At 57.4% G+C, this 25,078-nt stretch carries 27 protein-coding genes and 1 pseudogene; 20 read left to right on the top strand and 8 right to left on the bottom strand.

Features of this window, described 5'->3' with window-relative positions:
• Positions 1-76: 76 nt before the first annotated feature.
• The 3 genes from VWY34_RS02960 to VWY34_RS02950 all read left to right on the top strand — a co-directional run bounded on the left by VWY34_RS02960 (position 77) and on the right by VWY34_RS02950 (position 2,673).
• A complete protein-coding gene (locus VWY34_RS02960) occupies positions 77-1,339 on the top strand; it encodes a multicopper oxidase family protein (protein ID WP_092465203.1) in 1,263 nt (420 codons plus the stop codon).
• A 140-nt stretch (positions 1,340-1,479) separates the two neighbouring features.
• Positions 1,480-1,965 (top strand): disulfide bond formation protein B, encoded by a 486-nt coding sequence (locus VWY34_RS02955; protein ID WP_040104428.1) that lies wholly within the window; start codon positions 1,480-1,482, stop codon positions 1,963-1,965.
• A 42-nt stretch (positions 1,966-2,007) separates the two neighbouring features.
• Positions 2,008-2,673, top strand: a complete 666-nt coding sequence (locus VWY34_RS02950) for a L,D-transpeptidase (RefSeq protein ID WP_024099381.1) — start codon at positions 2,008-2,010, stop codon at positions 2,671-2,673.
• A gap of 87 nt (positions 2,674-2,760) precedes the next feature.
• Here VWY34_RS02950 and VWY34_RS02945 read toward each other — a convergent pair whose 3' ends face one another.
• Complete coding sequence (locus tag VWY34_RS02945) at positions 2,761-3,318, bottom strand: hypothetical protein (RefSeq protein WP_233486466.1); 558 nt, start codon at positions 3,316-3,318, stop codon at positions 2,761-2,763.
• Positions 3,319-3,715: 397 nt separating this feature from the next.
• Between VWY34_RS02945 and VWY34_RS02940 the strand changes: the two genes are divergently transcribed.
• From VWY34_RS02940 to VWY34_RS02920, 5 genes are all read left to right on the top strand, one after another.
• Positions 3,716-4,324 (top strand): EF-hand domain-containing protein, encoded by a 609-nt coding sequence (locus VWY34_RS02940; protein WP_237455013.1) that lies wholly within the window; start codon positions 3,716-3,718, stop codon positions 4,322-4,324.
• A 141-nt stretch (positions 4,325-4,465) separates the two neighbouring features.
• On the top strand, positions 4,466-4,852 hold the full coding sequence (locus VWY34_RS02935) for a DUF302 domain-containing protein (protein ID WP_046212135.1): 387 nt from the start codon (positions 4,466-4,468) through the stop codon (positions 4,850-4,852).
• A 105-nt stretch (positions 4,853-4,957) separates the two neighbouring features.
• Entirely contained in the window at positions 4,958-5,878 is a 921-nt protein-coding gene (lgt, locus tag VWY34_RS02930) for a prolipoprotein diacylglyceryl transferase (RefSeq protein WP_058123688.1), read from the top strand.
• A 135-nt stretch (positions 5,879-6,013) separates the two neighbouring features.
• A complete protein-coding gene (locus VWY34_RS02925) occupies positions 6,014-8,302 on the top strand; it encodes a copper-transporting P-type ATPase (RefSeq protein WP_394379490.1) in 2,289 nt (762 codons plus the stop codon).
• A gap of 48 nt (positions 8,303-8,350) precedes the next feature.
• Complete coding sequence (locus VWY34_RS02920; protein ID WP_096873520.1) at positions 8,351-9,676, top strand: APC family permease; 1,326 nt, start codon at positions 8,351-8,353, stop codon at positions 9,674-9,676.
• An 11-nt stretch (positions 9,677-9,687) separates the two neighbouring features.
• Here VWY34_RS02920 and VWY34_RS02915 read toward each other — a convergent pair whose 3' ends face one another.
• Complete coding sequence (locus VWY34_RS02915; protein ID WP_237455014.1) at positions 9,688-10,392, bottom strand: hypothetical protein; 705 nt, start codon at positions 10,390-10,392, stop codon at positions 9,688-9,690.
• Between the two features lie 128 nt (positions 10,393-10,520).
• Between VWY34_RS02915 and VWY34_RS02910 the strand changes: the two genes are divergently transcribed.
• From VWY34_RS02910 to VWY34_RS02855, 12 genes are all read left to right on the top strand, one after another.
• Positions 10,521-10,823, top strand: a complete 303-nt coding sequence (locus tag VWY34_RS02910; RefSeq protein ID WP_123618724.1) for a hypothetical protein — start codon at positions 10,521-10,523, stop codon at positions 10,821-10,823.
• 178 nt (positions 10,824-11,001) lie between these two features.
• Complete coding sequence (locus VWY34_RS02905) at positions 11,002-11,418, top strand: hypothetical protein (protein ID WP_027238590.1); 417 nt, start codon at positions 11,002-11,004, stop codon at positions 11,416-11,418.
• A 73-nt stretch (positions 11,419-11,491) separates the two neighbouring features.
• A complete protein-coding gene (locus VWY34_RS02900) occupies positions 11,492-11,713 on the top strand; it encodes a hypothetical protein (protein WP_226892491.1) in 222 nt (73 codons plus the stop codon).
• Entirely contained in the window at positions 11,713-13,176 is a 1,464-nt protein-coding gene (locus tag VWY34_RS02895) for a TolC family protein (protein ID WP_027238592.1), read from the top strand. The genes VWY34_RS02900 and VWY34_RS02895 overlap by 1 nt, the downstream gene beginning before the upstream one ends.
• An 11-nt stretch (positions 13,177-13,187) precedes the next feature.
• Positions 13,188-14,546 carry a multicopper oxidase family protein gene (locus tag VWY34_RS02890; RefSeq protein WP_027238593.1) on the top strand — a complete coding sequence of 453 codons (1,359 nt, stop codon included), beginning with the start codon at positions 13,188-13,190 and terminating at the stop codon, positions 14,544-14,546.
• A gap of 46 nt (positions 14,547-14,592) precedes the next feature.
• Positions 14,593-15,309 (top strand): copper-binding protein, encoded by a 717-nt coding sequence (locus VWY34_RS02885; RefSeq protein WP_027238594.1) that lies wholly within the window; start codon positions 14,593-14,595, stop codon positions 15,307-15,309.
• Positions 15,310-15,418: 109 nt separating this feature from the next.
• Positions 15,419-15,952: a cupredoxin domain-containing protein gene (locus tag VWY34_RS02880; protein ID WP_027238595.1), complete on the top strand. Its 534-nt coding sequence runs from the start codon at positions 15,419-15,421 to the stop codon at positions 15,950-15,952.
• 9 nt (positions 15,953-15,961) lie between these two features.
• Entirely contained in the window at positions 15,962-17,266 is a 1,305-nt protein-coding gene (locus tag VWY34_RS02875; RefSeq protein ID WP_027238596.1) for an ABC transporter transmembrane domain-containing protein, read from the top strand.
• Entirely contained in the window at positions 17,263-17,721 is a 459-nt protein-coding gene (locus VWY34_RS02870) for a c-type cytochrome (protein WP_036783961.1), read from the top strand. The genes VWY34_RS02875 and VWY34_RS02870 overlap by 4 nt, the downstream gene beginning before the upstream one ends.
• A 76-nt stretch (positions 17,722-17,797) precedes the next feature.
• On the top strand, positions 17,798-18,250 hold the full coding sequence (locus VWY34_RS02865) for a c-type cytochrome (RefSeq protein ID WP_027238598.1): 453 nt from the start codon (positions 17,798-17,800) through the stop codon (positions 18,248-18,250).
• Positions 18,251-18,404: 154 nt separating this feature from the next.
• Positions 18,405-19,475 carry a sialidase family protein gene (locus tag VWY34_RS02860; protein ID WP_096708181.1) on the top strand — a complete coding sequence of 357 codons (1,071 nt, stop codon included), beginning with the start codon at positions 18,405-18,407 and terminating at the stop codon, positions 19,473-19,475.
• Positions 19,476-20,108: 633 nt separating this feature from the next.
• Positions 20,109-20,855 carry a hypothetical protein gene (locus VWY34_RS02855; protein WP_416549008.1) on the top strand — a complete coding sequence of 249 codons (747 nt, stop codon included), beginning with the start codon at positions 20,109-20,111 and terminating at the stop codon, positions 20,853-20,855.
• 142 nt (positions 20,856-20,997) lie between these two features.
• Here the strand turns inward: VWY34_RS02855 and VWY34_RS02850 are convergent.
• From VWY34_RS02850 to VWY34_RS02825, 6 genes and pseudogenes are all read right to left on the bottom strand, one after another.
• Positions 20,998-21,207, bottom strand: a pseudogene (locus tag VWY34_RS02850) (cysteine hydrolase family protein); the annotation flags it as partial.
• Between the two features lie 1,163 nt (positions 21,208-22,370).
• Positions 22,371-23,216, bottom strand: a complete 846-nt coding sequence (locus VWY34_RS02845) for an energy transducer TonB family protein (RefSeq protein WP_416549009.1) — start codon at positions 23,214-23,216, stop codon at positions 22,371-22,373.
• The gene (locus VWY34_RS02840; protein WP_260113478.1) at positions 23,213-23,602 is read right to left on the bottom strand and encodes an ExbD/TolR family protein; all 390 of its coding nucleotides are present in this window, start codon (positions 23,600-23,602) and stop codon (positions 23,213-23,215) included. Before VWY34_RS02840 ends, VWY34_RS02845 begins: the two co-directional genes overlap by 4 nt.
• Positions 23,602-23,985, bottom strand: a complete 384-nt coding sequence (locus VWY34_RS02835) for an ExbD/TolR family protein (RefSeq protein WP_416549010.1) — start codon at positions 23,983-23,985, stop codon at positions 23,602-23,604. Before VWY34_RS02835 ends, VWY34_RS02840 begins: the two co-directional genes overlap by 1 nt.
• On the bottom strand, positions 23,975-24,631 hold the full coding sequence (locus tag VWY34_RS02830) for a MotA/TolQ/ExbB proton channel family protein (RefSeq protein ID WP_102884541.1): 657 nt from the start codon (positions 24,629-24,631) through the stop codon (positions 23,975-23,977). The genes VWY34_RS02835 and VWY34_RS02830 overlap by 11 nt, the downstream gene beginning before the upstream one ends.
• Entirely contained in the window at positions 24,628-25,059 is a 432-nt protein-coding gene (locus VWY34_RS02825; RefSeq protein ID WP_260113476.1) for a hypothetical protein, read from the bottom strand. Before VWY34_RS02825 ends, VWY34_RS02830 begins: the two co-directional genes overlap by 4 nt.
• Positions 25,060-25,078: the final 19 nt, after the last annotated feature.

The following is a 25,078-nucleotide window of genomic DNA, read 5'->3' as shown; positions in this document are numbered from 1 at the left end:
GGCAGTTGGCGAAAGCCAGTCCATCATTCATGAGGTGACGGAATTGTCTTTGAGCCGGAGGTCTTTCCTTGGCGGGATGACCGTTGCGCTGGCTGGTACCCGCTTGCCAGCAGCGACACGCGAGTTGATCCTCGCGCCCCAATCGATCAAGGCGCGCCTTGCTGGGTACGACGTGTCGATGTTGGGCTTCAACGGTGGTCTGCCGGGCCCAGAAGTCAGAATGCGACAAGGACAAACCGCCCGCATTACCCTCGATAACCGATTGGAGGAGGGCGCTCTTGTTCACTGGCATGGGTTGCGGGTTCCAAATCGGATGGATGGTGTCAACGTTCTCACTCAGGATGTGGTCATTCCGGGCGACACGTATCGTTATCAATTCGGCGTCCCGGATGCCGGCACGTATTGGTATCACTCGCATTACCTGTCTTACGATCAGGTCAGCCGCGGCCTTTTCGGCGCCTTCATCGTCGAGGAGCAAAATGCGCCGGCTGTCGACCATGACATTGTTGTTCAGTTCTTCGATGTCTTGTTGGATCAGTCCGGACAGTACGACGAAGGGTTCAACCCGGCTCATTTCGCGACCGAGGGCCGTATCGGCAATACGGTCACGGCGCTTGTTTCCAATGGAACCAGCAAGAATGTGAGACAAGGCGACCGCCTGCGTTTGCGCCTGATAAATCCCTCTATCGACAGGGTTTACCGTGTCGGGCTGGACGGTCTGGCAGGCAAGATCGTTGCACTGGATGGTATGCCCCTGGCGCAGCCACAGACACTCGAACCCATCCTCCTAGCTCCGGGGCAAAGATGCGATGTGATTGGTGATGCGACCGGGCCTATTAGATTCGACGACAGCTTTGGAGAGTGGACGTTGAGCCTTGGCGAAATCGCTGTTTCCGGCTCTCGTGACCCTGCGAAAGTGCCCATCACCGCGTTGCCCGCCAACCGAATGCCCGCCCCGCAAGACCCCGGCCAAACCGCGGAGCTGGTGCTCCAGGGAGGTGCGGGAAGCGCGTCCCATAACGGCACTGGAACATGGGCGCTCAATGACGTATCTGGACTGCCTCGAACCCCTTTCCTATCCGTCGCGCGGGGGACGACCGTGCGCATTTCAATCCGCAACGAAACCGGGTTTCCACACGTCATGCATCTGCATGGCCACCATTTCTGGGAACTCGATGCGGCGGGGGAAGCCGGTCCATACCGGGACTCGACCTTCCTGGATATCGGCGAGACGCGGGATATTCTCGTCGTCCTGGACAATCCGGGATCCTGGATGCTGCATTGCCACATGTTGAGCCACCAAGCCGACGGTATGGCAACGTGGATCAGAGTCGGCTGAGGGTCGAGACGGATACATACCGTTACAAATCTCTGAATGATAACAGGCCTTTTGCCGTCTACGTAACCTGACAAGCGAGAAACAGGTCCATCGATTGCCAACGGGAGCGTTCATTGACCCTGACACCAAAATCTCTCGGCATGACTGCGGCGGCAGGATCAGCCGCCTTGCTGTTAGGGGCCTTCGTTTTCCAGGCTCTTGGGTACGCGCCGTGCGCAATGTGCATCTGGCAACGCTACCCACACGCAATCGCCATTGGAATGGGCGCTCTGTTGCTCTTTGCTCTGCCGATTTTGCCAATCCTGATAATCGGTGCCCTGTCGGCACTCAGCACATCCGCGTTGGGAATGTTTCATACCGGTGTCGAGCGCGGCTGGTGGGAGGGACCGACTTCTTGCACGGGATCCGGCCTCGATGTTTCCCAAATGTCGGTATCGGAATTGCTGCCCTCTGCGAGTTCAAATGCGTCCACTCTTGTTCTGTGCAATGAGGTTGTCTGGGAATTTCTGACGTTGTCCATGGCGAGTTGGAACGCGATCCTAAGCGGTGTCCTTGCTTGCCTCTGGTTGGTCGCGATCGCAAGACATCAAAAGGGTCGATGGCATGGGGTCGCGGACGTTTCTTGAATCGTCTCGCATTCATCGAAAACAAACAAAGGGCTTCGCTTCATGGTTACAAGACGACACTTCCTTGCACTTTCCGGCTCGCTGTTTTCAGCTTCTCTGAGTTCGCCAGCATTCGCTAAGACCTGGCCGACAACAGCCGAAAAAGCAGCTTGGGATGCGCAGGTCACGCCCGCCAACTATGACCCGGCAACAACCAACCCATGGGGGCTGCATCCCAGGCTGCTGCCGCAACGCGTTTTGGCGAATGACGGTTTGCGCCCGGGTGACATTCACGTCGATGCGATCGCGCGCTATCTGTACCATATCGAGGAAGATGGCACCGCGATGCGCTACGGGGTCGCGATTGCCAAGGGCGATCTCTATGAACCCGGCACCTATACGATCCGCCGAAAGGTCGAATGGCCGCACTGGACGCCAACACAGTCAATGATCGAACGCGATCCGGAGGCTTACGAGCGGTTTGCCGACGGTATGGAGCCCGGCCCCAACAATGCCTTGGGCAGCAGGGCTTTGTATCTATTCGTCGGAGATCGGGATACGTACCTTCGAATTCACGGAACGCCGAGCCCTCGCAGCATTGGCGGCCGGGCCAGTTCGGGATGCGTGCGCATGGTGATGGCCCATATCAATGATCTCTATCCGAATGTCGCTGTCGGATCGACGGCGTTCCTTTACTCGGCCGAAGACAGCGTTACCGCTCGAAGCTGACCTATTCGTAGGACAGAGAATCTTTGGCTCACACGCCGAGTACCGCGTCGTGCAGGGACAACTTGCAACGAATTGTTGGACGAACACTCAAGGCCGCGTCGCAAGTGAATTTTCGAACTGTGCGATCGCTACGGATTTGTCGTCCTCATCGTTCTCGAACAGCTTTGTGGTTCGCACGCCCGGCAACTTGCCAAAATCCGCCATCAGGCGCTTTGGAAAAAATGTGCGTCCAATGGATTCAAATCCTGGTAATTGCCTTAGGATCGCAGAAGTACTGACGCTACAAAAGCCTGAAGCAGCCGGACCGTTTGCCAATGCAAGTTGCAAGGCGCGCTCCGCGACTTCGGGGGACACATCGATCTCTTGTATGACGACATGGTAGGTCTCCCGTGCATGAGCCCGTGCGTAAAAATCGGCCACTTGTGGAGTAATGCCATAAAGCACATCTCCCCGTTCCGGTACCGCGCTCAGCCGGACCGTTCCTGCCGGATCGAAGATAACGCGCTGCGACCCATTGATCATGACGCTGGTATGCGCACCCGCCCCGGACCTGTTATTGATCATAGTGTACAGCGTCAACGCGGCCGGTCCGTCGTGACTGTAGGATGCACTACTGATGACTTCGGCTGAAGCATCAGGGCGCATGTCGTTTCCTGCACCGCACCCCGCCAAAATCACCAAGGCAAGCACCAAGAAAATGCGGTTCAAAAAGAGCAACTTGCAGCCTCCTGCCATGGGTTGAATGACTGAATTTTCGGGAACATCAGGGCCTCTGCCACTCTCGACACCAACTCTTCCGAATTTCACTTCCACCGAAACATGGTTTCGGTGTCAGTTGGTACACGACTCCTCGACAGGTTTTTCTCTGGATATCGCATGTCTTAGATGAAGAGGAGCGTTCGCCCCGAATTGATTTGTCGCAGTTTGTAACAGACCCCGCCTTTGTGACCTCGCGATACAAAACACCGGCTCGCGTGTTATTCCGCATCTGCAGGTGCATCCCATATAGTGGGTATCGCAACACTGACACGAGGTGATCGAAATGAAACGCAACACTTTACTCGCTGCAATGACCCTGGCTGCAACCGCCTTTGGTGGCGCGGCCTTCGCGGATGCCAACCATGGGCACGGTGGGCAGCTTGGTGCCCAAGGTGGGGCAGGCATGATGCAGAACGGTGGTCCGGGCATGATGGCGAACATGGGCGGAATGATGGACATGATGAAGCGCATGCACGGGAACATGATGGGCGGCGGCATGATGGGCGCAGGCATGGGCAGTGGTATGATGGGCCCAGGCATGGGTGCCGGCATGATGCAAATGTTCGACACTGATGGAGACGGCACAACCACGCCGGAAGAAATGCGCACGCGGCTTCAGGCCAAGCTTTCCGAGTTTGACAGCGATGGGGATGGAAACCTCTCGATTACCGAGTTTGAAGCTCTCCACAGCGCAATGATCCGCGAAATGATGGTGGATCGTTTCCAACACCTCGATGCCGATGGCGACGGCGCGGTGACGCCGGAAGAGATGGCCGCTCCTGCCGATAGGATGGAGCGGATGCAGATGATGCGGTCGAATATGGCAGATGCGCCTGCGCGGCCCGGCAACGGTCAGGGCATGGGCAACGGCTCCATGATGCAGGACAACTGAGCCAATGGGTGCCGGTTTATTTTCCGGCACCCGTCCTCACAACGCCAAAACCATTCGCGGTCGGGACATTGAACCGAACCGCGACCTGAACCGTTTAGCCTCGGTATGCCAACAAATAGAGACACTGAAAGGAAAATTCCCATGGCCTATACCTATGATCGCGTCCTGAAAGACACCAAAATCGATGACGCAGAGATGCGTGTTCGGGATGCTTTGGCAGACAAGGGCTTCGGCGTTTTGACTGAGATTGACGTCAAAGCGACGATGAAAAAGAAACTTGATGCGGACATGCCGCCTTACCGCATCTTGGGGGCCTGTAATCCGGGCATGGCGCACAAAGCCATCGAGATCGAGCCTCGCATCGGTGCGATGCTTCCCTGCAATGTTATCCTGCGGCAAGTGGACGGCGACACCGAGGTCAGCGCGGTCGATCCTGTCGCTTCGATGCAGGCGGTGCAGAACCAAGACCTGGACGCGGTCGCCGGCGAAGTCCGCGATCTCCTGCGGGACGCCCTCGACACCGCGTGATGGCGGGATGGGCGTTGGATGCCCTGTCGCAGAGCCAGCGCCATTGGCGGTGCTCGATTAATGCCATCTAATCCCCACGTAAATTCCTGATGAGGAACTGACCCAGTGCTGCCAGCGGGATTGCCATTTCCGGATATTGGAACCGACCTCTTCTCCTTCGACATCGGGGGGGTCACATTCGCACTCCGCTGGTACGCGCTAGCCTATATCTTCGGTATCCTGATTGGCTGGCGCATTTGTTTGAGTGCCATAAGCCGTCCCGCGCTCTGGACATCAGTTGGACCGCCGCTTGACCGGACGCAGATCGAAGATCTTCTGACGTGGATCATCATCGGCGTGATTGCTGGTGGTCGCCTGGGCTTTGTACTGTTCTACCAGCCCGCATATTATCTCGCCAATCCCTTGGAGATTCTGATGGTCTGGCAAGGCGGCATGTCTTTCCACGGGGGCTTCGCGGGCGTTGTCATCGCGGCCTTGTTGTTCTGCCTTCGACAAAACGCGTCATTGCTCAGCACTGGCGACTTGCTGGCTTTGACAACACCACCAGGCTTGTTTCTTGGGAGGCTGGCGAACTTCACCAACAACGAGCTGTGGGGGCGGCCGACGGACGTTCCCTGGGCGGTGATCTTTCCCGGCGAAGTCGCGCAGGCCTGCCCAGGGATTAGCGGCCTCTGCGCCCGACACCCGTCCCAGCTGTACGAGGCGCTATTGGAGGGGCTCATTCTTGGAATGCTGCTCATTTATCTCGCTTGGGGCCGGGGCTGGCTGAAAATGCCCGGTGCCTTGGCTGGCGTGTTTCTGACCGGCTATGGTCTTGCCCGAAGTTTCGTCGAGATGTTCCGGCAACCGGACCAACAGTTTGTGACGGCGGACAACCCGATTGGCCATGCGCTCCATTTTGGTGAGTGGGGTTTGACGATGGGCCAGTTGCTCTCCATGCCGATGGTGTTGGTCGGGCTGGCGTTGATCGTGCTCGCCCGACGGGAACGGGGCCGGACAGCGCCACCCCGCAGATCCGCAATGTAATCACCATACTGATCTCTCTTGACCCTCCTGTGGATGGAAGCCTTAGGCAAGAGAAGCATTCTCGGAAAGGACCGCAAAATGAGCACCCCCGACAGTTCTGAAACCACAGCAGCTTCTTCGGTATTCGTTTGCCCAATGCACCCTGAGGTGCGGCAGGTTGAGCCCGGCAATTGTCCGAAATGCGGGATGCATCTCGTGCCGGAATCGGAGCTCGAGGTCCATTCAGCACATGATCATCACGACCACCAAGCAGGTGCCGCGCCGGCGGATGGACGATATGATCTGGTTCCCCAAGGGCATGATGGTCCCATTTACACTTGCCCGATGCACCCTCAGGTGCGGCAGCCTGATCCGGGCGCGTGCCCGATCTGTGGCATGGGGTTGGAACTGGAATCCGGTGTGCCGGGCGATGAAGGTCCAAATCCCGAACTGGTGGATTTCACACGGCGGTTCTGGGTCGGCACAGTCCTGACGATCCCGCTCCTTGTCCTCACGATGGGGCCATTCGTCGGTTTCCCCGCAGTCCGGACTTTTTTTGGCGAAGGCACCACACAATGGATCGAATTGATCCTGGCAACGCCAGTGGTCTTGTGGTGCGGCTGGCCGTTTCTGGAACGCGGATGGATTTCGTTCCGCACATTGAACCTCAACATGTTCTCCCTGATCGGCATGGGCGTTCTTGCCGCCTGGCTCTTCAGCGTCGTTGCCGTTCTCGCACCGGACATATTCCCTGATGGGTTCCGAGACTCCGAAGGCCATGTCGGCGTCTACTTCGAGGCGGCGGCGGTGATCGTGACGCTCGTGCTGCTCGGTCAGGTGATGGAATTGCGCGCACGTGAAGGAACCGGCAAGGCGATCCGTGCGCTACTCGATATGGCCGCCAAGACCGCGCGGGTCATGCGGGACGATGGCTCCGAAGAGGAGATCCCGCTGGAGGACGTACAGGTCGGCGACCGGCTGCGCGTACGGCCCGGTGACAAGGTTCCTGTCGATGGCGTGGTTCTGGACGGCCGGTCCTCGATCGACGAAAGCATGATCTCCGGTGAACCTGTGCCGGTCGAGAAGACCGAAGGCGACCCGGTAACTGGTGCGACGATCAACGGCACTGGCAGTCTGGTGATGGAGGCGACGCGTGTCGGGTCCGACACGATGCTGGCTCAAATTGTCGAGATGGTGTCGAACGCGCAGCGCTCGCGCGCCCCGATCCAGAAATATGCCGACAAGGTGGCGGGATATTTCGTTCCGGCCGTCATCGGTATCGCGGTCCTGTCCTTCATCGCCTGGGCGATCTGGGGGCCCGCGCCTGCGCTTTCCTACGCATTGATTTCGGCAGTGGCGGTTCTGATCATCGCTTGTCCTTGTGCGCTTGGCCTGGCGACACCGATGTCGATCATGACGGCGACAGGACGGGGCGCTCAGGCAGGGGTCCTAATCAAGAACGCCGAGGCGCTGGAGCGGTTCGAGAAAGTCGATACCCTGATCGTCGACAAGACCGGCACGTTGACCGAAGGCAAGCCGCGGCTTGTCGACGTACTCCCGCAACCCGGCCACGACGAAGCCGAGGTCTTGCGTCTCGCCGCATCGCTTGAGCGCGGATCGGAGCACCCCTTGGCCGAAGCGATCGTCAGGGGTGCGGAGGAGCGAGATGTCAAAATGGACAATGCTCGGGACTTCGAGGCGATCACTGGCAAGGGCGTCAAGGGTGTTGTGGGCGGCAAAGCGGTGGCGCTCGGCAATCTGGCGATGATCCGCGAACTAGGGCTCGAGGCAGGCGCGTTGACCGCCAAGGCCAATGCCCGCCGCGACGAAGGTGAGACGGTAATGTTCGTGGTGCTGGATGGCGACATTGCAGGTCTTGTCGCTGTCGCCGATCCGGTGAAGAAGAGCACACCTGCGGCCATCAAGGACCTGCATGAACTGGGGTTCCGCGTCATCATGGCGACCGGAGACAACGAACGCACTGCCAACGCCATCGGCGCACGGCTCGGCATCGATGAGATCCGGGCCGACGTGCTGCCGGAGGACAAGGCGCGGATCATCCGTGAATTGCAAGAGGCGGGTCACAGGGTCGCGATGGCCGGGGATGGCGTCAACGACGCGCCGGCCTTGGCACAAGCCGATGTCGGCATCGCCATGGGCACTGGCGCCGATGTGGCCATCGAAAGCGCGGGCATCACGCTGGTCAAGGGCAACCTCGACGGTATCGTGCGTGCGCGGCGGCTCGCCCGGGCCACTATGCGCAACATCCGCCAGAACCTGTTCTTCGCGCTGATCTACAACGCCTCCGGCGTGCCGGTCGCGGCGGGAGTTCTGTTTCCCTTCTTTGGCATCCTCATCAGTCCGATGTTTGCTGCCTTCGCCATGAGCGCGTCGTCAATCTCGGTGGTGCTCAATTCGCTGCGCCTTCGCGGCGTTCGTATCTAGAAGCGCGCAACAGCATTCGGACGAACCAAAATTAAAAGGGGACCATTTATGCAGAGCGAAAAAGAAACGTACCGCGAAGATTCCATCAGTCTGGGCGGAGCCATTGCGATGGGAACAGGCGTGATGATCGGCGCCGGAATCTTTGCGTTGACGGGGCAAATCGCGCAGCTCGCCGGCCCGCTTTTCCCGCTTGCATTCATCGCCGGCGCGGTCGTCACAAGCTTCAGCGCCTACAGCTACATCAGGATGTCGAACAAATGGCCGTCCTCGGGTGGCATCGCCATGATCCTGCAGAAGTGCTATGGCCCCGGAGCCATCGCGGGCGGTGCCGCGCTGCTGATGGCGCTCAGCATGGTGATCGCGGAAAGCCTCGTCGCGCGAACCTTCGCCACCTATGTCTTGCGCCCTTTCGATATCGAAGGCGGCCCACTGGTCCCCGCCCTGGCCGTGGCCGTGATCGTTTTCGCCTTTCTGGTGAACATCGCCGGAAATCGCTCGGTCGGGCTGTTCTCGCTGATCATGGCAGCGATCAAGATTGGAGGCATAGCTCTGTTTGGCATCGCGGCCCTGTGGTCTAGTGGTTTTGCGTTCGCCGCTGCGTCCGAGACCTCTCAATCCTACGGGCTCACGGGGTTCATCGCCTCTACGGCGCTGGCCATCCTCGCGTTCAAGGGGTTCACCACGATCACCAACAGCGGGGCCGAGATCACTGAACCAAATCGCAATGTTGGCCGAGCGATCATGTTCTCGATCGGAATCTGCGTCGTCGTCTACCTGTTGGTCGCCTACGGGGTCGGTTCGAGTCTCACGATCGAGGAGATCATCTCAGCGCGTGACTATTCGCTGGCACAGGCGGCGCAGCCCGCCCTTGGACAAACCGGCTTCATACTCACGGTGATCCTGGCCGCTGTCGCAACGGCGTCCGGCGTTCTGGCCAGCGTCTTCGCGGTGTCGCGTATGCTGGCGATGCTGACCGACATGGAAATGATCCCGCACAGCCACTTCGGTATGCCAGGTCCCATCCAACGCCACACCCTGGTCTATACTGTCGTCATCGCAGCGACGTTGGCCGTGCTCTTTGATTTAGGCCGGATCGCATCCCTCGGTGCCTTCTTTTACCTCGTCATGGACATGATCATACATTGGGGCGTGTTCCACTATCGTCGAGCAGACGTCGGCGCCTCAGGTATCGTGCTTTTGACTGCCCTGGCGCTCGATGTAGTTGTACTGGCAGCTTTCACCGTGATGAAGCTTCAAAGCGACCCGATGATCGTTCTGTATGCGGCTGTCGGAATGATCGCTGTCTTCGCTTTCGAGCGCGTTTACTTGTCGCGATGGTTGGCACCTCAGGCCGCGCATTCCCACGGTGAATAGCCAGCCATCATTTAGCCCTGAAGGAATGCGATGCCTTGTGCACCGATTGCGATCAATCCGACCGACAGGGCAAACGCAAACAAGGCGAGCAGCATCAAGCCCGCTTTTATTGGCAAGCGACGAACGGTCGGTCCAAGAAATTCCGACTGCCCGAAAGCTGAAACATATAGCGGCAGCGCGCTGATCATTGTCGCATAAAGATAAACTCCGGAGATGTTCTCAAAAAACGCCGAACGCGCAAGGGTTGGGGCAACGACCGACAACGCGGTTGCACGACTGCCCCCGAATGACTCGAACCAGTCGGCAGACAAAACGTAGATCAGTGCGTGGAGGCTTGGAAAGAGAATGGCTCTGAGCAAGATATCCACCAGCACGAAAAACGCCGTATCTCGGCGGGCGACCTTTGGTTTCTGTATCACCGCGAAAAGAAAAAAACTGACATAGTTTATGGCAAAAACTACGGGCAGACCGTTGGTCGTAACTTGCCTCAGAAAGCGGGCCAGCGATGGCCCGCCGGCGGCAAGAGCCGCTGCAAAGCCCGGCGAAAGCAAGATATAAAGGCAGAGGACCGCCAGTAACGCTGCGAGGCTGAATGCCAAGACAATGCTCACAAATTGAACACCGGGCATGTCGACGGAGAAAAACCTCTGCATGTTAGAACGTTGGCACATATACGGCTTGAGATCGAGGATGTTGAACCTGCGTTTGGGAACCAAGCATTCGCTCCAGGTCTTTGGGACGAATGAAATTTAAGTTTCGAAATCTCCTGAACCGCGTTCCATGTCTCGACTGCAGGCCGAGCGACATAACAAATGGTAGGTTACTGCCGGACCTAGTTGCGGAAATGTTGATAGCATTGGAAAGTAGCTTTTCTGCATGTCTTACGCTGGCGGTAATTTTCAGAACGGAATATTCCTATCCGAGTGGGCGGACTCCTTTCAGGGTCTATTGCAATCTGCGCGGAGATCGCGGCCATCGTGCCGCTTCCATGCAAAAGCCCATCATGGCTGCCGACCCAGATGCAAAAGTTTCGTGCGATCTGACTGCACCTATCGTCGGCGTCGACAGCACTCTGGATGAAACTGCATTGGCGGTAGCGATCAGCGACGCGGGCTACAGGTCTGAGAAGCTGGCTGAAGTTCGGTAGCACAAGACGCGTCAGCATCGCTCCGCTGACCGGAGGGGAATATTGGCTCTTTATATGTTTCTGATATGCAACATTTTCTGACGGCAGCGGCCGAATCTCGCCTTTTTCACAAAAAAGCGACAAACCTTCCTGCGCAGGACGGATTGACTGGATTGCTTCGGTATCCGATATCTAGAGCATGAGCTTTCGAGTTTTCATATCATGCTGGTTCAAGACGTTTACGTGCATTGCGTTTGCGTTAGCCTTGGTATTTTCACCACCTTCTGCCGCTCACGCGGCGTCCGGCATGCATGACGGACATCAAGCCAAGTCTATTGTTGTCGTTGGTGCCGCCATGACTCATGACACCGGAAGCGATGCGCATCACGCGCATGAGAAGCTTAGGGTCGCAAGCGACATCGCAGCGTCCGACAAGGATGGCAAAGAGCAACAATCCCAAGAGTGTTGCAACGGTATCTGTATTTCTGTCGTCTTCCTCGAAGACACCAAGATCGAAGCAGAGCCGGTTGGTACAAGTGAATATGTCATTCTCGACGGTCAAACGTATTCGGTGGAAACAGCAGGGTTCCTGCGGCCCCCTCGATTCCTGATCTGAACCGACGCCCAAAACGGGTGTGAGCCTTGCGCAGAGTCTGCGTGAGACAACGTTCACCAATCAGGTTACTTTCATGAAAATTCATCTACTTATGGGGGCTTCGGCCCTCGGGCTTGGCGCATGCGCCTATGAGCCCACCCCGTTGCCGTCCGTCGCGACCCAACAGGCCGTCGTCAACACGGCAGTTTCATCGCCGATCAGCTATCAGGACCCCTTGGCGGGCTACACCTATCGCGGCCCTACAGGTCCCCGCGACTGGCGTTCCGTCAATCAAGAACAGACGGAGGGCAACTGATGCGGGTATCGAAGTTTCCGCTGGTTTTCGGCTTTCCGCTAATCCTGGGTGCCTGTGCTACCGCTGTGCCGGGCATCTACACGGAACCAAAAGCTGGCTTCGCCAATATTTCCAGCCAGGTCACACCAGCCCTCGGCAAACGGACAGCCTTCGCCGAAACCCAGGCCGAAAACGAGGCCTTGAAGAAGCAGGTGCACGCAATGGTGCACCGCAAGACCATTTCGGCGGACACCGCCGTTCAGGTCGCGCTTCTGAACAACAAAGGGTTGCAGGCGTCCTATGCAAACGTCGGCCTGTCTGCCGCAGAGGCCTGGCAGCAATCGATGCCGGAAAACCCAATCGTGTCGATTGGTATACTGGGCATCGGTGCGCCCGAACTGGGTGCCTACAGGGCGATCGAGGGACTGATCCGGTCGAACGTGCTCGATGCCACCACTCGCAAGCAGCGTACGGCCATTGCAGACGCAAACTTCCGGCAGGCTCAACTGAGCGCCGTGAACGACACACTCGCACTGGCCAATCAGACGCGGAAGGCATGGGTCGATGCCGTAGCCGCCTTCGAGGCTGTGAGTTATCTCCGCCGTGCGAAAGCGACGTCTGACGCCGGATCGGAATTAGCGATGAGACTGGGCGAGACCGGCGCGCTTAACACAGCCGGGCAGGCCCGTGAACAGGCATTCAATGCCGAACTCGCCGGACAACTTGCCCAGGCACGCTTGAATGCTACCCGGTCCAAAGAGCAGCTGACCAGGCTCATGGGGCTGTGGGGCACCGAAGTCGACTATTATGTGCCCGATGCTCTTCCTGCGCTGCCGCGTTCCGTCGGCCGTGTGACTGACATCGAAGCGAAAGCATTGCGAAATCGGGTTGATCTGCGCGTTGCCAAACTTGGCCTGGAAGCACAGGCCAAGGCGTTTGGTCTGACTGATCAGACTCGCATTATCAGCGATCTCGAATTCATTGCCGGGTTCGAAGCGGAGCGGGAAATTGAGGACGGAGAAACGGAGACCGTGACCACCCCTCAGGTGGAGGTGGAGTTCGCAATCCCGATCTACGACACCGGGAAGGCACGGATGCGCAAGGCGGAATTGTCGTACCTGCAAGCAGCCAACGTGCTGGCAGAAAGAGCCGTCAACGTCCGGTCCGAAGCGCGTGGTGCTGAAGCCTCCTATCACGCCGCGTATAAGATCGCCCGCCACTATCGCGACGTTCTGGTGCCGCTACGCACGACCGTCGAAGAAGAGGGGCTGCTGTCTTATAACGGCATGATCACCAACACTTTCGAGCTGCTGACAGACGTGCGCGAGAAACTGGGCGCATCACTGGAAGCGGCAAACGCAAAACGCGAATTCTACATGGCACAGGCTGATCTGACCGCTGCGATCTATGGCGGCGGCGAAGGCGGTGGCGGTGCTGGTGGAGAAGGCGCGACACTTGCCGCCGGTGGCGGCGCAGGACACTGAAAGGAACTGACATGCTAAATAGACGTCAATTACTCGGAGCCGGCGCGGCAGGTGCAACGCTGGTCTCTTCGAAAGCCTGGGGTCAAACCCTGAACATGGGCCTGCCCGAAGCTGCCCAAATGGATAGCGCAGCAACGGCGATCACGGCGCGTCCTAGTACCGGGCCGGACTACACACCTGTGGTCACATTGAACGGGTGGACCCTGCCGCACCGGATGAACAACGGGGTGAAAGAATTTCACCTCGTGGCCGAACCGGTAGAACGCGAGCTTGCCGACGGCATGATCGCGCATTTGTGGGGCTACAACGGCCAATCCACCGGCCCGACGATCGAAGCAGTCGAAGGCGACCGGGTGCGCATCTACGTCACCAATAAGCTGCCGGAAGGCACAACGGTGCACTGGCACGGGCTCATTCTTCCTTCAGGCATGGATGGGGTCTCCGGATTGAGCCATCCAAGCATCCCGCCGGGCAAAACCTTCGTCTACGAATTCGACTTGGTGAAGTCCGGAACGTTCATGTACCACCCCCACGGCGATGAAATGACCCAGATGGCGATGGGGATGATGGGCATGTTCGTGGTCCACCCCAAGGATCCCACATTCATGCCGGTGGATCGTGATTTCCTGATCATGCTGAATGCTTTCGACATCGATCCGGGTACCTATGTACCCCGCATCATGACGATGACGGATTTCAACCTTTGGACCTGGAACAGCCGGATCTTCCCCGACATCGATCCGCTGGTCGTGAACAAGGGCGACCGGGTGCGAGTACGGGTTGGGAACCTTACGATGACGAACCACCCGATCCATATGCACGGCTATGACTTCAAGGTCACCTGCACGGATGGCGGCTGGGTGCCGCCTGAAGCACAGTGGCCGGAGGTCAGCATCGACATTCCCGTAGGTGCGATGCGCGCCTACGAATTCGTCGCCGATCATCTGGGAGATTGGGCGATCCATTGCCACAAATCGCACCATACGATGAACGCCATGGGCCATGACGTGCCGACGTTCATCGGGGTGAACAAGAAGCCGCTGACCCAGAAGATCCGTCAATTCCAGCCGGAATACATGCCGATGGGCATGTCCGGCATGGGGGACATGGCAAAAATGGAAATGCCGCTACCCGACAATACCATCCCGATGATGACGGGTTGGGGCCCGTACGGACCCATCGAGATGGGCGGCATGTTTTCGGTCGTGAAGGTGCGGGACGGCATCGACGCGGACGATTACTCCGATCCCGGCTGGTACGAGAACCCTCCGGGCGAGATGGCCTACGAATGGACTGGCGAATTACCCGACTTTGCCTCCAACAACAGCCCCAAAACCATTCTCACACCGAAACCAACCTCGAAGGGCTGAGCGGCCCTTCGTCATCTCCAACCGAACCAACCTACAGGACAATAAAATGAGAAATCTTCTTTTGACGACAAGCTTCGCGATCGCGCTATCAGCACCGGCCTTTGCTGCAGGTACACACGACGGCGGACATGGGGAGACCAAGCCAGCCGCAATGATGGTCGGCATGCCGGGTGACGCCGCCAAGGTTGACCGCACAATCGACGTCACTTTGCTCGAAAACGATGAGGGCCAGATGCTGATCGAGAGTGAGCCGATGGATATCAAGGAGGGCGAAACCATCCGCTTCAACATCACCAACAAGGGTGAGCTGGAGCATGAATTCGTCCTCGACACGGTAGAGCGTAATGCCGAGCACAAGATCGAAATGGCCAAGATGGACATGGAACATGACGATCCGAACCGTATCCGTCTCGATGCGGGCGCCTCGGGCGAAGTTGTCTGGACTTTCGCAAATTCTGGCACATTCGAAGCAGCGTGCCTGATCCCGGGCCACTACGAATCGGGAATGCACCGTGAGGTCGCAGTCGGTGACCAGATGGCTCAGGCTGACGTGGAATACACAAGCGGCACCATCAAGAAAATCGACGCAAAGGCCGGCAAGGTCACAATTATCCACGGCCCTCTCGTCAACCTGGATATGCCGGCAATGACCATGGTGTTCCGCGCCGACGAGGCGATGGTGGCCAAGATGGCGGAAGGTCAGGACATCGAGTTCGTTGCCGACCGGGTCAAGGGTAAACTGACCGTCACGCAGATGAAGTAACTACTAACAATGGGGCCGGGGGTAAACACTCCGGCCCCATCGCCTTGATCGCTTAGCCCAAGCAAGCAAGAAGATCCCATAAAATCAAGCGCTACGGAGGTAGCCGAGCATGAAGAATTTCCTGAGAACCTGCACCATCGCCCTTGCGCTTGTCCTTCCGGCTTTTTCAGTGGGCGCTTCCAGTGGCAAGGGCCAGCAGCCTCACGCGCGAGCCTTCGAAGTGCCTGGCCATGATCCGATCGGGAAACCCGGTGATGGCTCCTCGATCGACAGGACGATTGAAATATCCATACGGGAGACGGAAAGCGGCTACATGCTTTTCGAGCCGGACGCGATCCAGATTGAAAGCGGCTCGGTTGTCCAGTTTTCAATCAGAAATACCGGCGCATTGGATCACGAGTTCTTTCTCGGTTCCTTTGACGAGGTCGCAAAACATCAGCAATGGATGCGCGAACATCCCGATATGCAGCATGACAGCGCCAACTCGGTTTCGATCCCTAGTGGGCAAAATGCCGAGTTGATCTGGGATTTCTCCGATATGACCAACCTGGAGTTCGTATGCTTGATTCCCGGCCACCGGGAAGCGGGCATGTGGGGCGTCATCATCGTGCACGATCACCTTGCGCCGAAGTCCAAGGATTAGACATTTTCAATGTCACTCTTGGATAGGTATCACCTGCTTGTACACGACGTAGCTGCCGCCCTTGGGTACGACTACAGCGATGCCACGCCGGACTGGGTTCATCCGTTCATTCATCTCATACTGGTCTTGGCCCCCGCGCTGCTGATCAGTGTTGGCTCATATCTTGCTATTCGCGGCATTCTGAAGCTTTGGAAGTACCGCAGCACGCCTGCGATCCACCCAGAGCCCATACGAGGGCTCGAAGGAAGTCTTTTCAGCACCGTCTTGCGCTATTCAAGAAGGCAGCAAGCGTTGATGATCGTGGTTAGCCTCATCGCGATGCCTATACTCTATCTGACTTTGGAACTGCCAAAACAGATCGTAAACAACGCTCTGGATTCTGGCCGTTTCCCAGTTGCCGTTTTGGGACGAGACGTCGACCAGGTCGTTTTCCTCATGCTTCTTTGCGGTCTCTACCTTTTGGCTATTATCCTGAATGGGCTAAACAAATATAGCCTTAACGTCTTCAAAGGGTATGTCGCCGAGCGTTTTCTGCGGCGCTTCCGCCTGCTGGTCTATCGGCAATGGCGCAGCGATCCAGACTCCGGAAACCAAAGCGAGATCGTCCCTATTCTCGCACAGGAAGTCGAGCCCATCGGTGGCTTCGCGGCAGATGTCCTTACGCTGCCAATCCTGCAAGGCGGTACGCTTCTGACGATCCTGTTTTTCATGTTCGTTCAGGACCCTGTCTTGGGTGCCGCCGCACTGACGGTACTGCCAATTCAGCTCGTGCTGCTGCCCAAGCTGCAACGGCGGGTCAACGCGCTTTCACGCACCAGGATCAAGGAGGTCCGACAGCTTGGCAGGCAGCTCAGCGATCAATTGCGCGAACGGCAGGTCAATCCGGCCGGGCTGCTGCCAGTAAGCGCAAGTTTTAGAGAGCTTGAGCACGTGCGCAGGAAGATTTTCCGTCTGAAGTTCTTCATCAAGGCCCTCAACAATTTTCTGACCGCGCTGACGCCATTCCTGTTCTACTCTCTGGGTGGATATTTCGTCATCGAAGGGCGGATCACACTCGGCGCGCTGGTGGCCGTCCTGGCAGCGCACAAGGACTTCTCGGCACCGCTGAAGGAACTTTTCCGCTACTATCAGACCTTGGAAGACACCCGAATCCGGTATCACGAAATCACGGCTTTTTTTGCCGGGTCAGGCCACTCGTCCGAAGTGGCCCAGGCTGATGACAGTACGCTGGAAAAGGTCAGCCAATTCGAGCAATCGCCGCTCAGAAAAACGACTTTGCCTTTCGAGGGGCATGGAGACCTCGCTTCACAATGAAGGAGTTTGATAGCATGAAATGGGCAGCAATATTTTTTGCTCTGATCGCCGTTTCTGCGGCAGGATGGTACATCCTGCAGCCGACCCACTCCCAGACGAGTACTCAGACGGACGAAAGAATGGCACTTCCCGCAGGTGCGCTTGCAACTGTCAGGCTGCCCCCAAGTTTCACCGAGCAAGAGCAAATCGGCAAGCGTGCCTATGGTGCGGCCTGCGCGACCTGCCACGGCGTCAATGGGCAGGGTCAGGACGGCGTTGCTCCACCGCTGGTGCACAAGATTTATGAGCCGGGCCACCACGGTGACATGGCGTTTGTCCTCGCAGCACAGAATGGTGTTCGGGCGCACCATTGGAAGTTTGGCAACATGCCAGCTGTCGAGGGCGTAACACGAGCAGAAGTATTGAATATCGTGGCATATATACGGGCTCTTCAAAGGGAAAACGGAATTAACTGAGTGACCTGTCGACCTGAGGCAAAAGCATAACAGCCATCCAGTAGATAATAACTGTCATCAACGGGGAGAGAAACGAATGAAACCTAAATTTATCGCAACGCTAGCATTGGCATTGTCCGGAACAGGTGTTCTCGCCGATGGACATGCAACCGGCGACGCATCGGCCGGAGACAAGGTATTTAACAAGTGCAAGGCCTGCCACTCAATCGTCAGGACGGATGGTGACGTTATCCGAAAGGGTGGCGCGGTTGGGCCAAATCTTTATGGTGTGTACAACCGAACAGCAGGGACCGAAGAAATGTTTGGGAATAAATTTCGGGACTCTATTCGTGAAGCGGGCGAGAATGGCTTGGTCTGGAACGAGAGCGATTTCGTAGCCTATATTGCAGATCCGAAGAAGTTCCTCGCGACTTTTCTGAACGACAGCAAGGCGAAATCTGGCATGTCATTCAAATTGAAGAAAGAAACGGATGCCAAGGCAGTCTGGGCTTATCTCGTTTCGGTTGGACCGGAGGTTGAGGCCGATTAGATTTTTATTCGTTTGCACGGCTCTTTTTATGCTCGGTGCGCCCTTTGTAGCGGCTGAAGATGCCCCTCTGTTTCCAGTCAGACCACTGGTTGCACCGGTTGGGGATCACGCACGTGAACCCTCGCTTTCAACACTGCCCGATGGTCGGATCGTGATGAGTTGGACCGAAGGTAACAACGCCGTTCGGATGGCCCTGTTCGATGGCACCTATTGGACGGAGGCGCGTACAATTCATCAATCTGAGACACTGTTTGTGAACTGGGCCGACTTTCCGTCAGTCGTTGGGCTTAGCGATGGGACGCTTGCAGCGCATTGGTTGGAATTGAATGGGCCGGGCAGCTATCAATACGACGTAAAGATCGCTTTCTCCTTCGATGAGGGTTTGAACTGGACAACGCCAATCATACCCCACGATGACCGATCAAAGCGTGAACATGGTTTCGTGTCGCTAATCCCTGATGATAGCGCTGGTTTGACAGCTCTTTGGCTAGATGGTCGTGCATACGATAATCAAGCCGCAGACGACAGCTATGAGAATGCCATGCAGGTCCGCGCACGTCGCATTGCGCCGGACGGTTCAATGGGACCGGAAAGCCTGCTCGACCCACGCGCTTGTACGTGCTGTCAAACATCGGCCGTCCGCAAGGAAGCAGGTAACATCATAGCGGTTTACAGGGACCGAACAGCCGAAGAAATCCGCGATATTTCGGTTGTCAGGTTGGTCGAAGAAGAATGGACCGACCCCGAAACAATCTACGGCGACGGCTGGGAAATCGCAGGATGCCCTGTCAACGGACCTGCCATCGATGCGTTGGGAACGTACGCGGTAGTCGTGTGGTTCACCGGTGCCAATGGCGAGGCAAAGGCTCGAATTGCGTTTTCCAGGGATGGGGGCGCATCCTTTGAAGACCCGTTGCAACTCGATCTCGGCACACCCGCAGGTCGCGTAGATGTCTTGCAGATGGGTGACGGCAAAGCACTTGCTCTTTGGTTGGAGTATGCGAATGGCGGTGAAGCAATAGTCGTGTGTCAGGTGTCGCCGGAGAGCGGGTGTACTTCGCCACAAGCACTCCACATCAATCGTGGGCGAGAGTCGGTAGGATTTCCAAGGATTACGCGATCAGCAGCTGGCGTTGTCGTTGCGTGGACCGGGTCTGCACAGGGCAACTTGGCGGGGACAACCGTGGTTGGTGTCGAAGTAGCGATACCGTCTCCCGCAAGGTAATCTTCAGGACCAAAGCGACAAGTCGGTTCAAGGCTGTTCCATGGCGGTGAAAGTCAATATTCCGTCCTACTCTTAGAACCCCGCAAACGGATTATTCTAGCCTTGGAGGTTTATCGCTGCGCGAGGATCTCGTAGCCAAACAATCTGGTCACTAGAGCTTCGAAATCGTGAAATCTTTAGATCAAGAGCGCAACAATTGGACCGTCGAGGAATCGCTTCAAGATCGTCGGTAAACCATGGATAAAGATCCCGTCATTATTTACGGGACTGGTGTGATTGTTGTAGGTGCTTCAAGTTGTTGTGCGCCTTACTGTTTTCGAAAACATGCTGCGAAGAGACAGCGAAGGTGGAGTTTGGACTTTGTGACATTTAGCCAGATTGAATGACCGCATTGGCAACTTGAGCTGCAACGCAGCGACAAACCTGCCGCATGCGCGAAGCCGTGCTGCGTCAGCGAAATATGAAAAACGAATGACGGCATTGTCCCGCGATGTGCACCTTTACCAAGCATAAGCGAAGGTCGGCATTAGCCGGAGAAGAAATAACATAAACTTCATTATTCATCATCGTATCTAGTGTTGCGATAGTATATTATCGTATGTATACTGAGCCCTGTCACAGCAGGTCCTCAGCATGCGTCATCTAGTTAAGAAACTCCTCCCCTCGGTCGTAGTCGCTTTAACCGTGACAGGCCTTTCGCTACCGATGTCTGCCAGAGCGCAGACATACCCGATCGATTGCGCGATCCTCTTGTGTATTTCTGGCGGTTGGCCCGCTTCCGTCCCTTGCGCCCGAGCCCGAGCCGAGTTCATTCGACGAATTACGCCTTGGCCGGTGGAACCTCCGCTTCAAATCTGGCGCTGTCCCATGGGCGCGTCCTATGAGACCGCTCCTCTACCAAACAGTGTAGACCGCATCTTTGAAGCGTTCTTCCAGAACAACAGCACTGGACCGCGACAATCCTTTCCAGCGCGCAATACCGCCGACCCAATTACGGCTGCTTGGCGCACCCCAGAAGCGCCAGAATACCTTGTTCCCGCCGACCAGGACCTCCGGCTCGTTCAAGATCGGGCAGACATCAATATCAGCGGACCTGAGTTCAACTTCGTACGATCCATCCGAGTCTTTGATGTCCGGTATGCGCGACAACGTGAATCCGGACGTGACGGCGACTGCAATCGTAGCGCCACCGTGGTCCTCGGCACATACGGAACCCAAGGCGACTTCGCCTGGCAGAGGTCTTCCATAGCCGCCCTTCCCTCCGCCCATTTCGGCCTCGAACGCTGGGGCCAGAATTGCCCCAACATCTATCACAGTTCTGTCTTTGTCGACTGGCGTGACTATGAAGGGAACTACGGCTTTGAGCAGGTGAACTACTAGCGCCGATAAAGACAACGTTGGCATTCATCCGTGTCGGCCTAAGTGCTGGGAGCTACTCAATCACCGGCTGATCGCGGCTGTCGATGCCAAGGCCAGCTGAGCGGACTTTGCTGCCATTTGCGCTTGAAAGATCAATGTCCGCTCAGCAAGTGGCCACACCTACTGACGACATCTTCTTTTCAGCGCTTTCCGTCTGTGTAGCTGCGAGCGTCCCCTCTTTCACGACGGTGACTTCATAGCCTCGTTTTCTGGCCGCCAGCGCCGTCTTTTGCACACAGTAATTCATGTCCAAACCAATAAGACGCAGCCTACCAACGTCGTATCTCTTCAAAAGAGCATCCAGCTCGCCCGTTTCGAATGCGTCCTGACCCTAGAGTTCCTGCACCTCGCCATCAGAGACACCACCGGCAACCCAGCGGCGGGTCTCGTCGGTAGTCAGAATACCGGGGAGCGATCTGTGTATGTGCTCGATCTGGGGCAGCGCCGAGGGACGCCATTCTACCCTGCTTCGAGGGTACACAGTCGAGTTGGCACAGCACTCTGACCATTCCTCTCCCCTAGCCGAGCCGGGTCAGGCGCTTGTAGTTCGTTGCGGTAGCACGGCTATAGGGCGCCCCAGCGCCCGCAGTATCGCTTGGGCGGGTTGGCCCGCCGCCGTTAGTTCCGCAGCCCGATTCACGCTGGTTTGAATTGCTTTCACCTTTTCCACTACAATACGGGGGTTTTCGCCCGGCGCAGCAGGAAGCAGGCCCATCAGCCCCAATGTGCGCAGGGCTATAGCCGTCTGTGCTTCAAAAACCCATTCTTGCCATCGATGTGACAAATCGCATCTGTGCTGGGAAGCTCCAAAACATGCTGATCCTTTCGTGGATGGCCGCGAATTTCCTGTTTTTGTGCTATAAACGCACCGGTCCGGCGGATTTTCCGGTAGAACTGAAACCAGCCCAAGGATATTACGTACCTTCAGTCGGCAGGACGGGGCAAGAGGGCACCTTCATCCCGCCTTGAGAGACGCGCCACATGCCATCAGGACCATCCACCGCGCACCGGGGCATCCCGCCGCGGCACGCAAAGTCTCGACCCGTTGCGCCAGAACCTGCCGCAACGAGGTAATGGTGCTTGCTGTGTGGCCTGGCCGCCCATATCCCCTGCATCCAGCCTGGCGGGCATCAAGGACTCGACAAGACCCTGTATTGCACGGTCTACTGTTAGCGCCACCGGCAGCTACGTGTTCGTTCCGTATGGTACGGCTAGCTCTTAGTCCGCTTCGGTACCGACTGAGCATGCCATGCTGCCCACGAAACCCAAGCCCGGTCAACAACCTCGACAAAGCGGCCCAGTAGTTTGGGCCTACCCCAGGAGAAAAGACGTTTGATCTACTGCGACGACCTACAATACAGTTTCTCGACAGCTTGTTGCGATCTGTAGCAGCTGACAAGTCGATCCTGTTGTCTCGCGTCGGTTCTGCTTTCATCGACGCATGGGTAGATGCACCACCCGCCGTTCCATGTACAGCTATTTACCTTTGATTTTGACCGTGTAGGACGGCCTGATACCCTTGGGGGGCGGCGGGAACGGCGCTGCGCGGCGAACCTGCGCCAATGCAATATTGTCTAGCTTTGAAGAGCCCGAACTTTTCGCTATGCGGGCAGAGGCCAAAGCGCCGCTGCCAGTGATAGTGAACCGGACCAGCGCTGCCCCGCGGATGTTTACCCGCTGACGTTTGGCACGCTTCACGCGCCGCAGCACTTTGCCGCGATAATTATCTGCAGTCGCATTACCCTGCTGTTTGGCTGTGCCGGGGGATATTGGGGCCTGCCCGGAATGCTCTGAAGCCCTCCCGGAAGCGGTTCCAGCCTGAGTATTCTGCTCCGCATTGTTCCCACGCTTTTGCACTCTTGTGGGTTTGGGCCGGGGCTTGGGTTCCGGTTTGGCGTCAGGCAGCGGCTCAAGCACCTCAGGTTTTGGTGCCGCTTTTGCCGTTTCGGGCGTACGCGGTTCTGGCGGTTTCTGCAACTGGCCTGGCTCGGCCTCAACAGCCAGTAAGATCGGAGCGAGACCGGGCAGCGGGGTCTGCACAGCGGATTGCACGGCCTCGACCACAACCTTCTCGGCCTGCGGCAATAGTTTAGTTACAGGGGCAGCTGTGGCCATGTCTGCATCCGGCAATTCCTTGGTAACAACCGGCGTATCAACACCCTGAACCAAATCAGAAAACGCAAAGCCCTGGGCCGCGAGGCCGGTATTGCCACCGTCGAGTTCGGCCTTTTCAGGGACACTGAACTGCGCCATGCCTGCATGGCCAGCTGCGGCCAAAAACAGAGCGAACACGCCGATGATCCGGGAGTGCGGCACCGTCATTGCAACGCTCTTTCGGAAACCAGCAGCACCTGTTGCGCCCCGGCAGCGCGCAATGCATTGCCCAGTTTTACCAGATCCCGGGCCGGCAGATTGCGATCCGGGACAATCCGCACCTCGGCGCGTTCATCTTCAGTCAGCATCGCGACATATGTGGCGGCATCCGCCAGCACCTTGCCGCGTAGGGTGAGCTTGCCATCAGCATGCACCACTAGGGCATCTGGTGGTTCCCGTCCCTCCAGATCCCGGGCCTCAATCAGCGTGACAGCTTTATCGAGCGGCACTGCCAAGGTGCCCGCGATCATGAAGAAGATCAGCATCAGAAAAACGATGTTAATTAACGCAATCGTCGGTTCCTTCTGCGTCGCTGTATGCGGCCGGATACGCATCAGCCCAGCACCACGGCTTGGAGGTCTGCCACCTGACGCAACTGTGAGAGCAGATCGACCAGACGTTGTGAGGAGGCCGCCTCGCCCGGGCTGATCAAAACCAGATGGCCGTCGCCAGCCTGCGGCTGCAGGCGGATCAGATCGGCAATGCGGCTAAGGTCGGCCGGTTGTGCGTTCAAGGTCAGGCTGTCTTCCCCCAGCTTGATAAACAGCATTTGCCGCTCAGCTGTGTCAGCTCCGCGCCCCGCCGCCATCAGTTCAATCTCGCCAAACTTTGAAAAAGTAGACGTCAGCATGAAGAACAGAAGCAGCAGAAAAATCACATCGATGAGCGAGGTCATCGAGAGCCTTCCACGACGCGCGCTGTACAGTTTAAGTGCCATGTGCCACCTGAAGAGGCTCTCTTGGCCGGGTCTGGGCTGTCGGCGCAAAGATGGTGCGCAAAGCACGGTTGGCAAAGACCCTCTCGCGCTGCATGCGGGCGGTGAGCCAGCTAAGCACAAGTGAGGTGGGCATTGCGACGGCCAGCCCTGCCGCGGTGGTCAGCAGCGCCACCCAGATACCTCCCGCAAGCAGCGAGGGGTCAACTGACGAGCCTGCCGACTGTAGTTTCTGAAACGCCTCAATCATGCCGATCACCGTGCCGAAAAGTCCCAGCAGCGGTGCCAGCTGTGCCACCATGTCCAATGTTCCCAATCCGCGTTCCAACTGGGAGAAACTTTCTTCTGCTTCGGCGTCGGCACGCTCAGCCAGCATCGTATCCTGCGTAGCTGAGAGGGCCAACCGCATCACTGGGACCAAATAAGACTGGCTTTGGTTCAACGTATTGAGGGCAGCCTCCCCTTCGCCGCGATCCCAGGCTGCGACCGCAGAGGCCAGCGCCGTATGCTGGCCAACGCGAGCAGAGCGGTATTGCCAGATCTTGTAGAGCACCAGCGCCGTGGTCAGGACCGAAACGGCCAACAACAGCAAGACGACCGGTCCACCCAGCTCCAGCACAGCAGCAAGGGCTTCCTGAACAAATGTCATCCTGCCAGCTCCATCACCTTGCTGCTCAGCACAAGCCCGCGGCTGCAGGCCCCATCCGGAAGCCCGTCACCGGTGCAGGTATCAGCACCGTTGATCAGGACCCGGCTGATACCTTCACAGGTGTGCGGAAACTGGAACTGCCGCACGCGCAGGCGCCCGGCAGGCAGATCCTGAAAATCGAGAAGCGTAAGCCGCGCCACTTGCCCCTGATCATCGAACAAGACGGTCTCATAGACCGCCTTGCCGATGTCAGCCTTATGCCCGTTCTGCACGACGAAGGACAGCTTACAGGCCCCGTCTGCCGGTTCGGCGGCACTTAGTTCGATGGCGACCCCGGCTTTGTCAGGCTCTTGGGCTGCAGCGCCGCTTGCCGCTGCCAGCACAGTCGCCAGCAGCAGGAATTTTCCGGTTTTCAATCCACGTGTCATGGAACACCTCTCGGGTTTG

Origin of the sequence: Phaeobacter sp. JH20_02 (genome assembly GCF_048056915.1) — a bacterium.
Taxonomy (GTDB): Bacteria; Pseudomonadota; Alphaproteobacteria; order Rhodobacterales; family Rhodobacteraceae; genus Phaeobacter; species Phaeobacter bryozoorum.
This window is presented reverse-complemented; position numbering and strand designations above follow the sequence as displayed.

Excerpts from the sequence above, each read along its gene's own strand:
- VWY34_RS02855 (WP_416549008.1), top strand. The coding sequence starts at position 20,109 with ATGCGTCATCTAGTTAAGAAACTCCTCCCCTCGGTCGTAGTCGCTTTA.
- VWY34_RS02845 (WP_416549009.1), bottom strand. The coding sequence starts at position 23,216 with ATGACGGTGCCGCACTCCCGGATCATCGGCGTGTTCGCTCTGTTTTTG.
- VWY34_RS02960 (WP_092465203.1), top strand. The coding sequence starts at position 77 with ATGACCGTTGCGCTGGCTGGTACCCGCTTGCCAGCAGCGACACGCGAG.
- VWY34_RS02825 (WP_260113476.1), bottom strand. The coding sequence starts at position 25,059 with ATGACACGTGGATTGAAAACCGGAAAATTCCTGCTGCTGGCGACTGTG.
- VWY34_RS02950 (WP_024099381.1), top strand. The coding sequence starts at position 2,008 with ATGGTTACAAGACGACACTTCCTTGCACTTTCCGGCTCGCTGTTTTCA.
- VWY34_RS02875 (WP_027238596.1), top strand. The coding sequence starts at position 15,962 with ATGTCACTCTTGGATAGGTATCACCTGCTTGTACACGACGTAGCTGCC.
- VWY34_RS02890 (WP_027238593.1), top strand. The coding sequence starts at position 13,188 with ATGCTAAATAGACGTCAATTACTCGGAGCCGGCGCGGCAGGTGCAACG.
- VWY34_RS02880 (WP_027238595.1), top strand. The coding sequence starts at position 15,419 with ATGAAGAATTTCCTGAGAACCTGCACCATCGCCCTTGCGCTTGTCCTT.
- VWY34_RS02870 (WP_036783961.1), top strand. The coding sequence starts at position 17,263 with ATGAAGGAGTTTGATAGCATGAAATGGGCAGCAATATTTTTTGCTCTG.
- VWY34_RS02835 (WP_416549010.1), bottom strand. The coding sequence starts at position 23,985 with ATGGCACTTAAACTGTACAGCGCGCGTCGTGGAAGGCTCTCGATGACC.
- VWY34_RS02945 (WP_233486466.1), bottom strand. The coding sequence starts at position 3,318 with ATGCGCCCTGATGCTTCAGCCGAAGTCATCAGTAGTGCATCCTACAGT.
- VWY34_RS02860 (WP_096708181.1), top strand. The coding sequence starts at position 18,405 with ATGAGTTGGACCGAAGGTAACAACGCCGTTCGGATGGCCCTGTTCGAT.
- VWY34_RS02925 (WP_394379490.1), top strand. The coding sequence starts at position 6,014 with ATGCACCCTGAGGTGCGGCAGGTTGAGCCCGGCAATTGTCCGAAATGC.
- VWY34_RS02920 (WP_096873520.1), top strand. The coding sequence starts at position 8,351 with ATGCAGAGCGAAAAAGAAACGTACCGCGAAGATTCCATCAGTCTGGGC.
- VWY34_RS02900 (WP_226892491.1), top strand. The coding sequence starts at position 11,492 with ATGAAAATTCATCTACTTATGGGGGCTTCGGCCCTCGGGCTTGGCGCA.
- VWY34_RS02865 (WP_027238598.1), top strand. The coding sequence starts at position 17,798 with ATGAAACCTAAATTTATCGCAACGCTAGCATTGGCATTGTCCGGAACA.
- VWY34_RS02895 (WP_027238592.1), top strand. The coding sequence starts at position 11,713 with ATGCGGGTATCGAAGTTTCCGCTGGTTTTCGGCTTTCCGCTAATCCTG.
- VWY34_RS02940 (WP_237455013.1), top strand. The coding sequence starts at position 3,716 with ATGAAACGCAACACTTTACTCGCTGCAATGACCCTGGCTGCAACCGCC.
- VWY34_RS02830 (WP_102884541.1), bottom strand. The coding sequence starts at position 24,631 with ATGACATTTGTTCAGGAAGCCCTTGCTGCTGTGCTGGAGCTGGGTGGA.
- VWY34_RS02905 (WP_027238590.1), top strand. The coding sequence starts at position 11,002 with ATGAGCTTTCGAGTTTTCATATCATGCTGGTTCAAGACGTTTACGTGC.
- VWY34_RS02935 (WP_046212135.1), top strand. The coding sequence starts at position 4,466 with ATGGCCTATACCTATGATCGCGTCCTGAAAGACACCAAAATCGATGAC.
- VWY34_RS02885 (WP_027238594.1), top strand. The coding sequence starts at position 14,593 with ATGAGAAATCTTCTTTTGACGACAAGCTTCGCGATCGCGCTATCAGCA.
- VWY34_RS02910 (WP_123618724.1), top strand. The coding sequence starts at position 10,521 with ATGTTGATAGCATTGGAAAGTAGCTTTTCTGCATGTCTTACGCTGGCG.
- VWY34_RS02840 (WP_260113478.1), bottom strand. The coding sequence starts at position 23,602 with ATGCGTATCCGGCCGCATACAGCGACGCAGAAGGAACCGACGATTGCG.
- VWY34_RS02955 (WP_040104428.1), top strand. The coding sequence starts at position 1,480 with ATGACTGCGGCGGCAGGATCAGCCGCCTTGCTGTTAGGGGCCTTCGTT.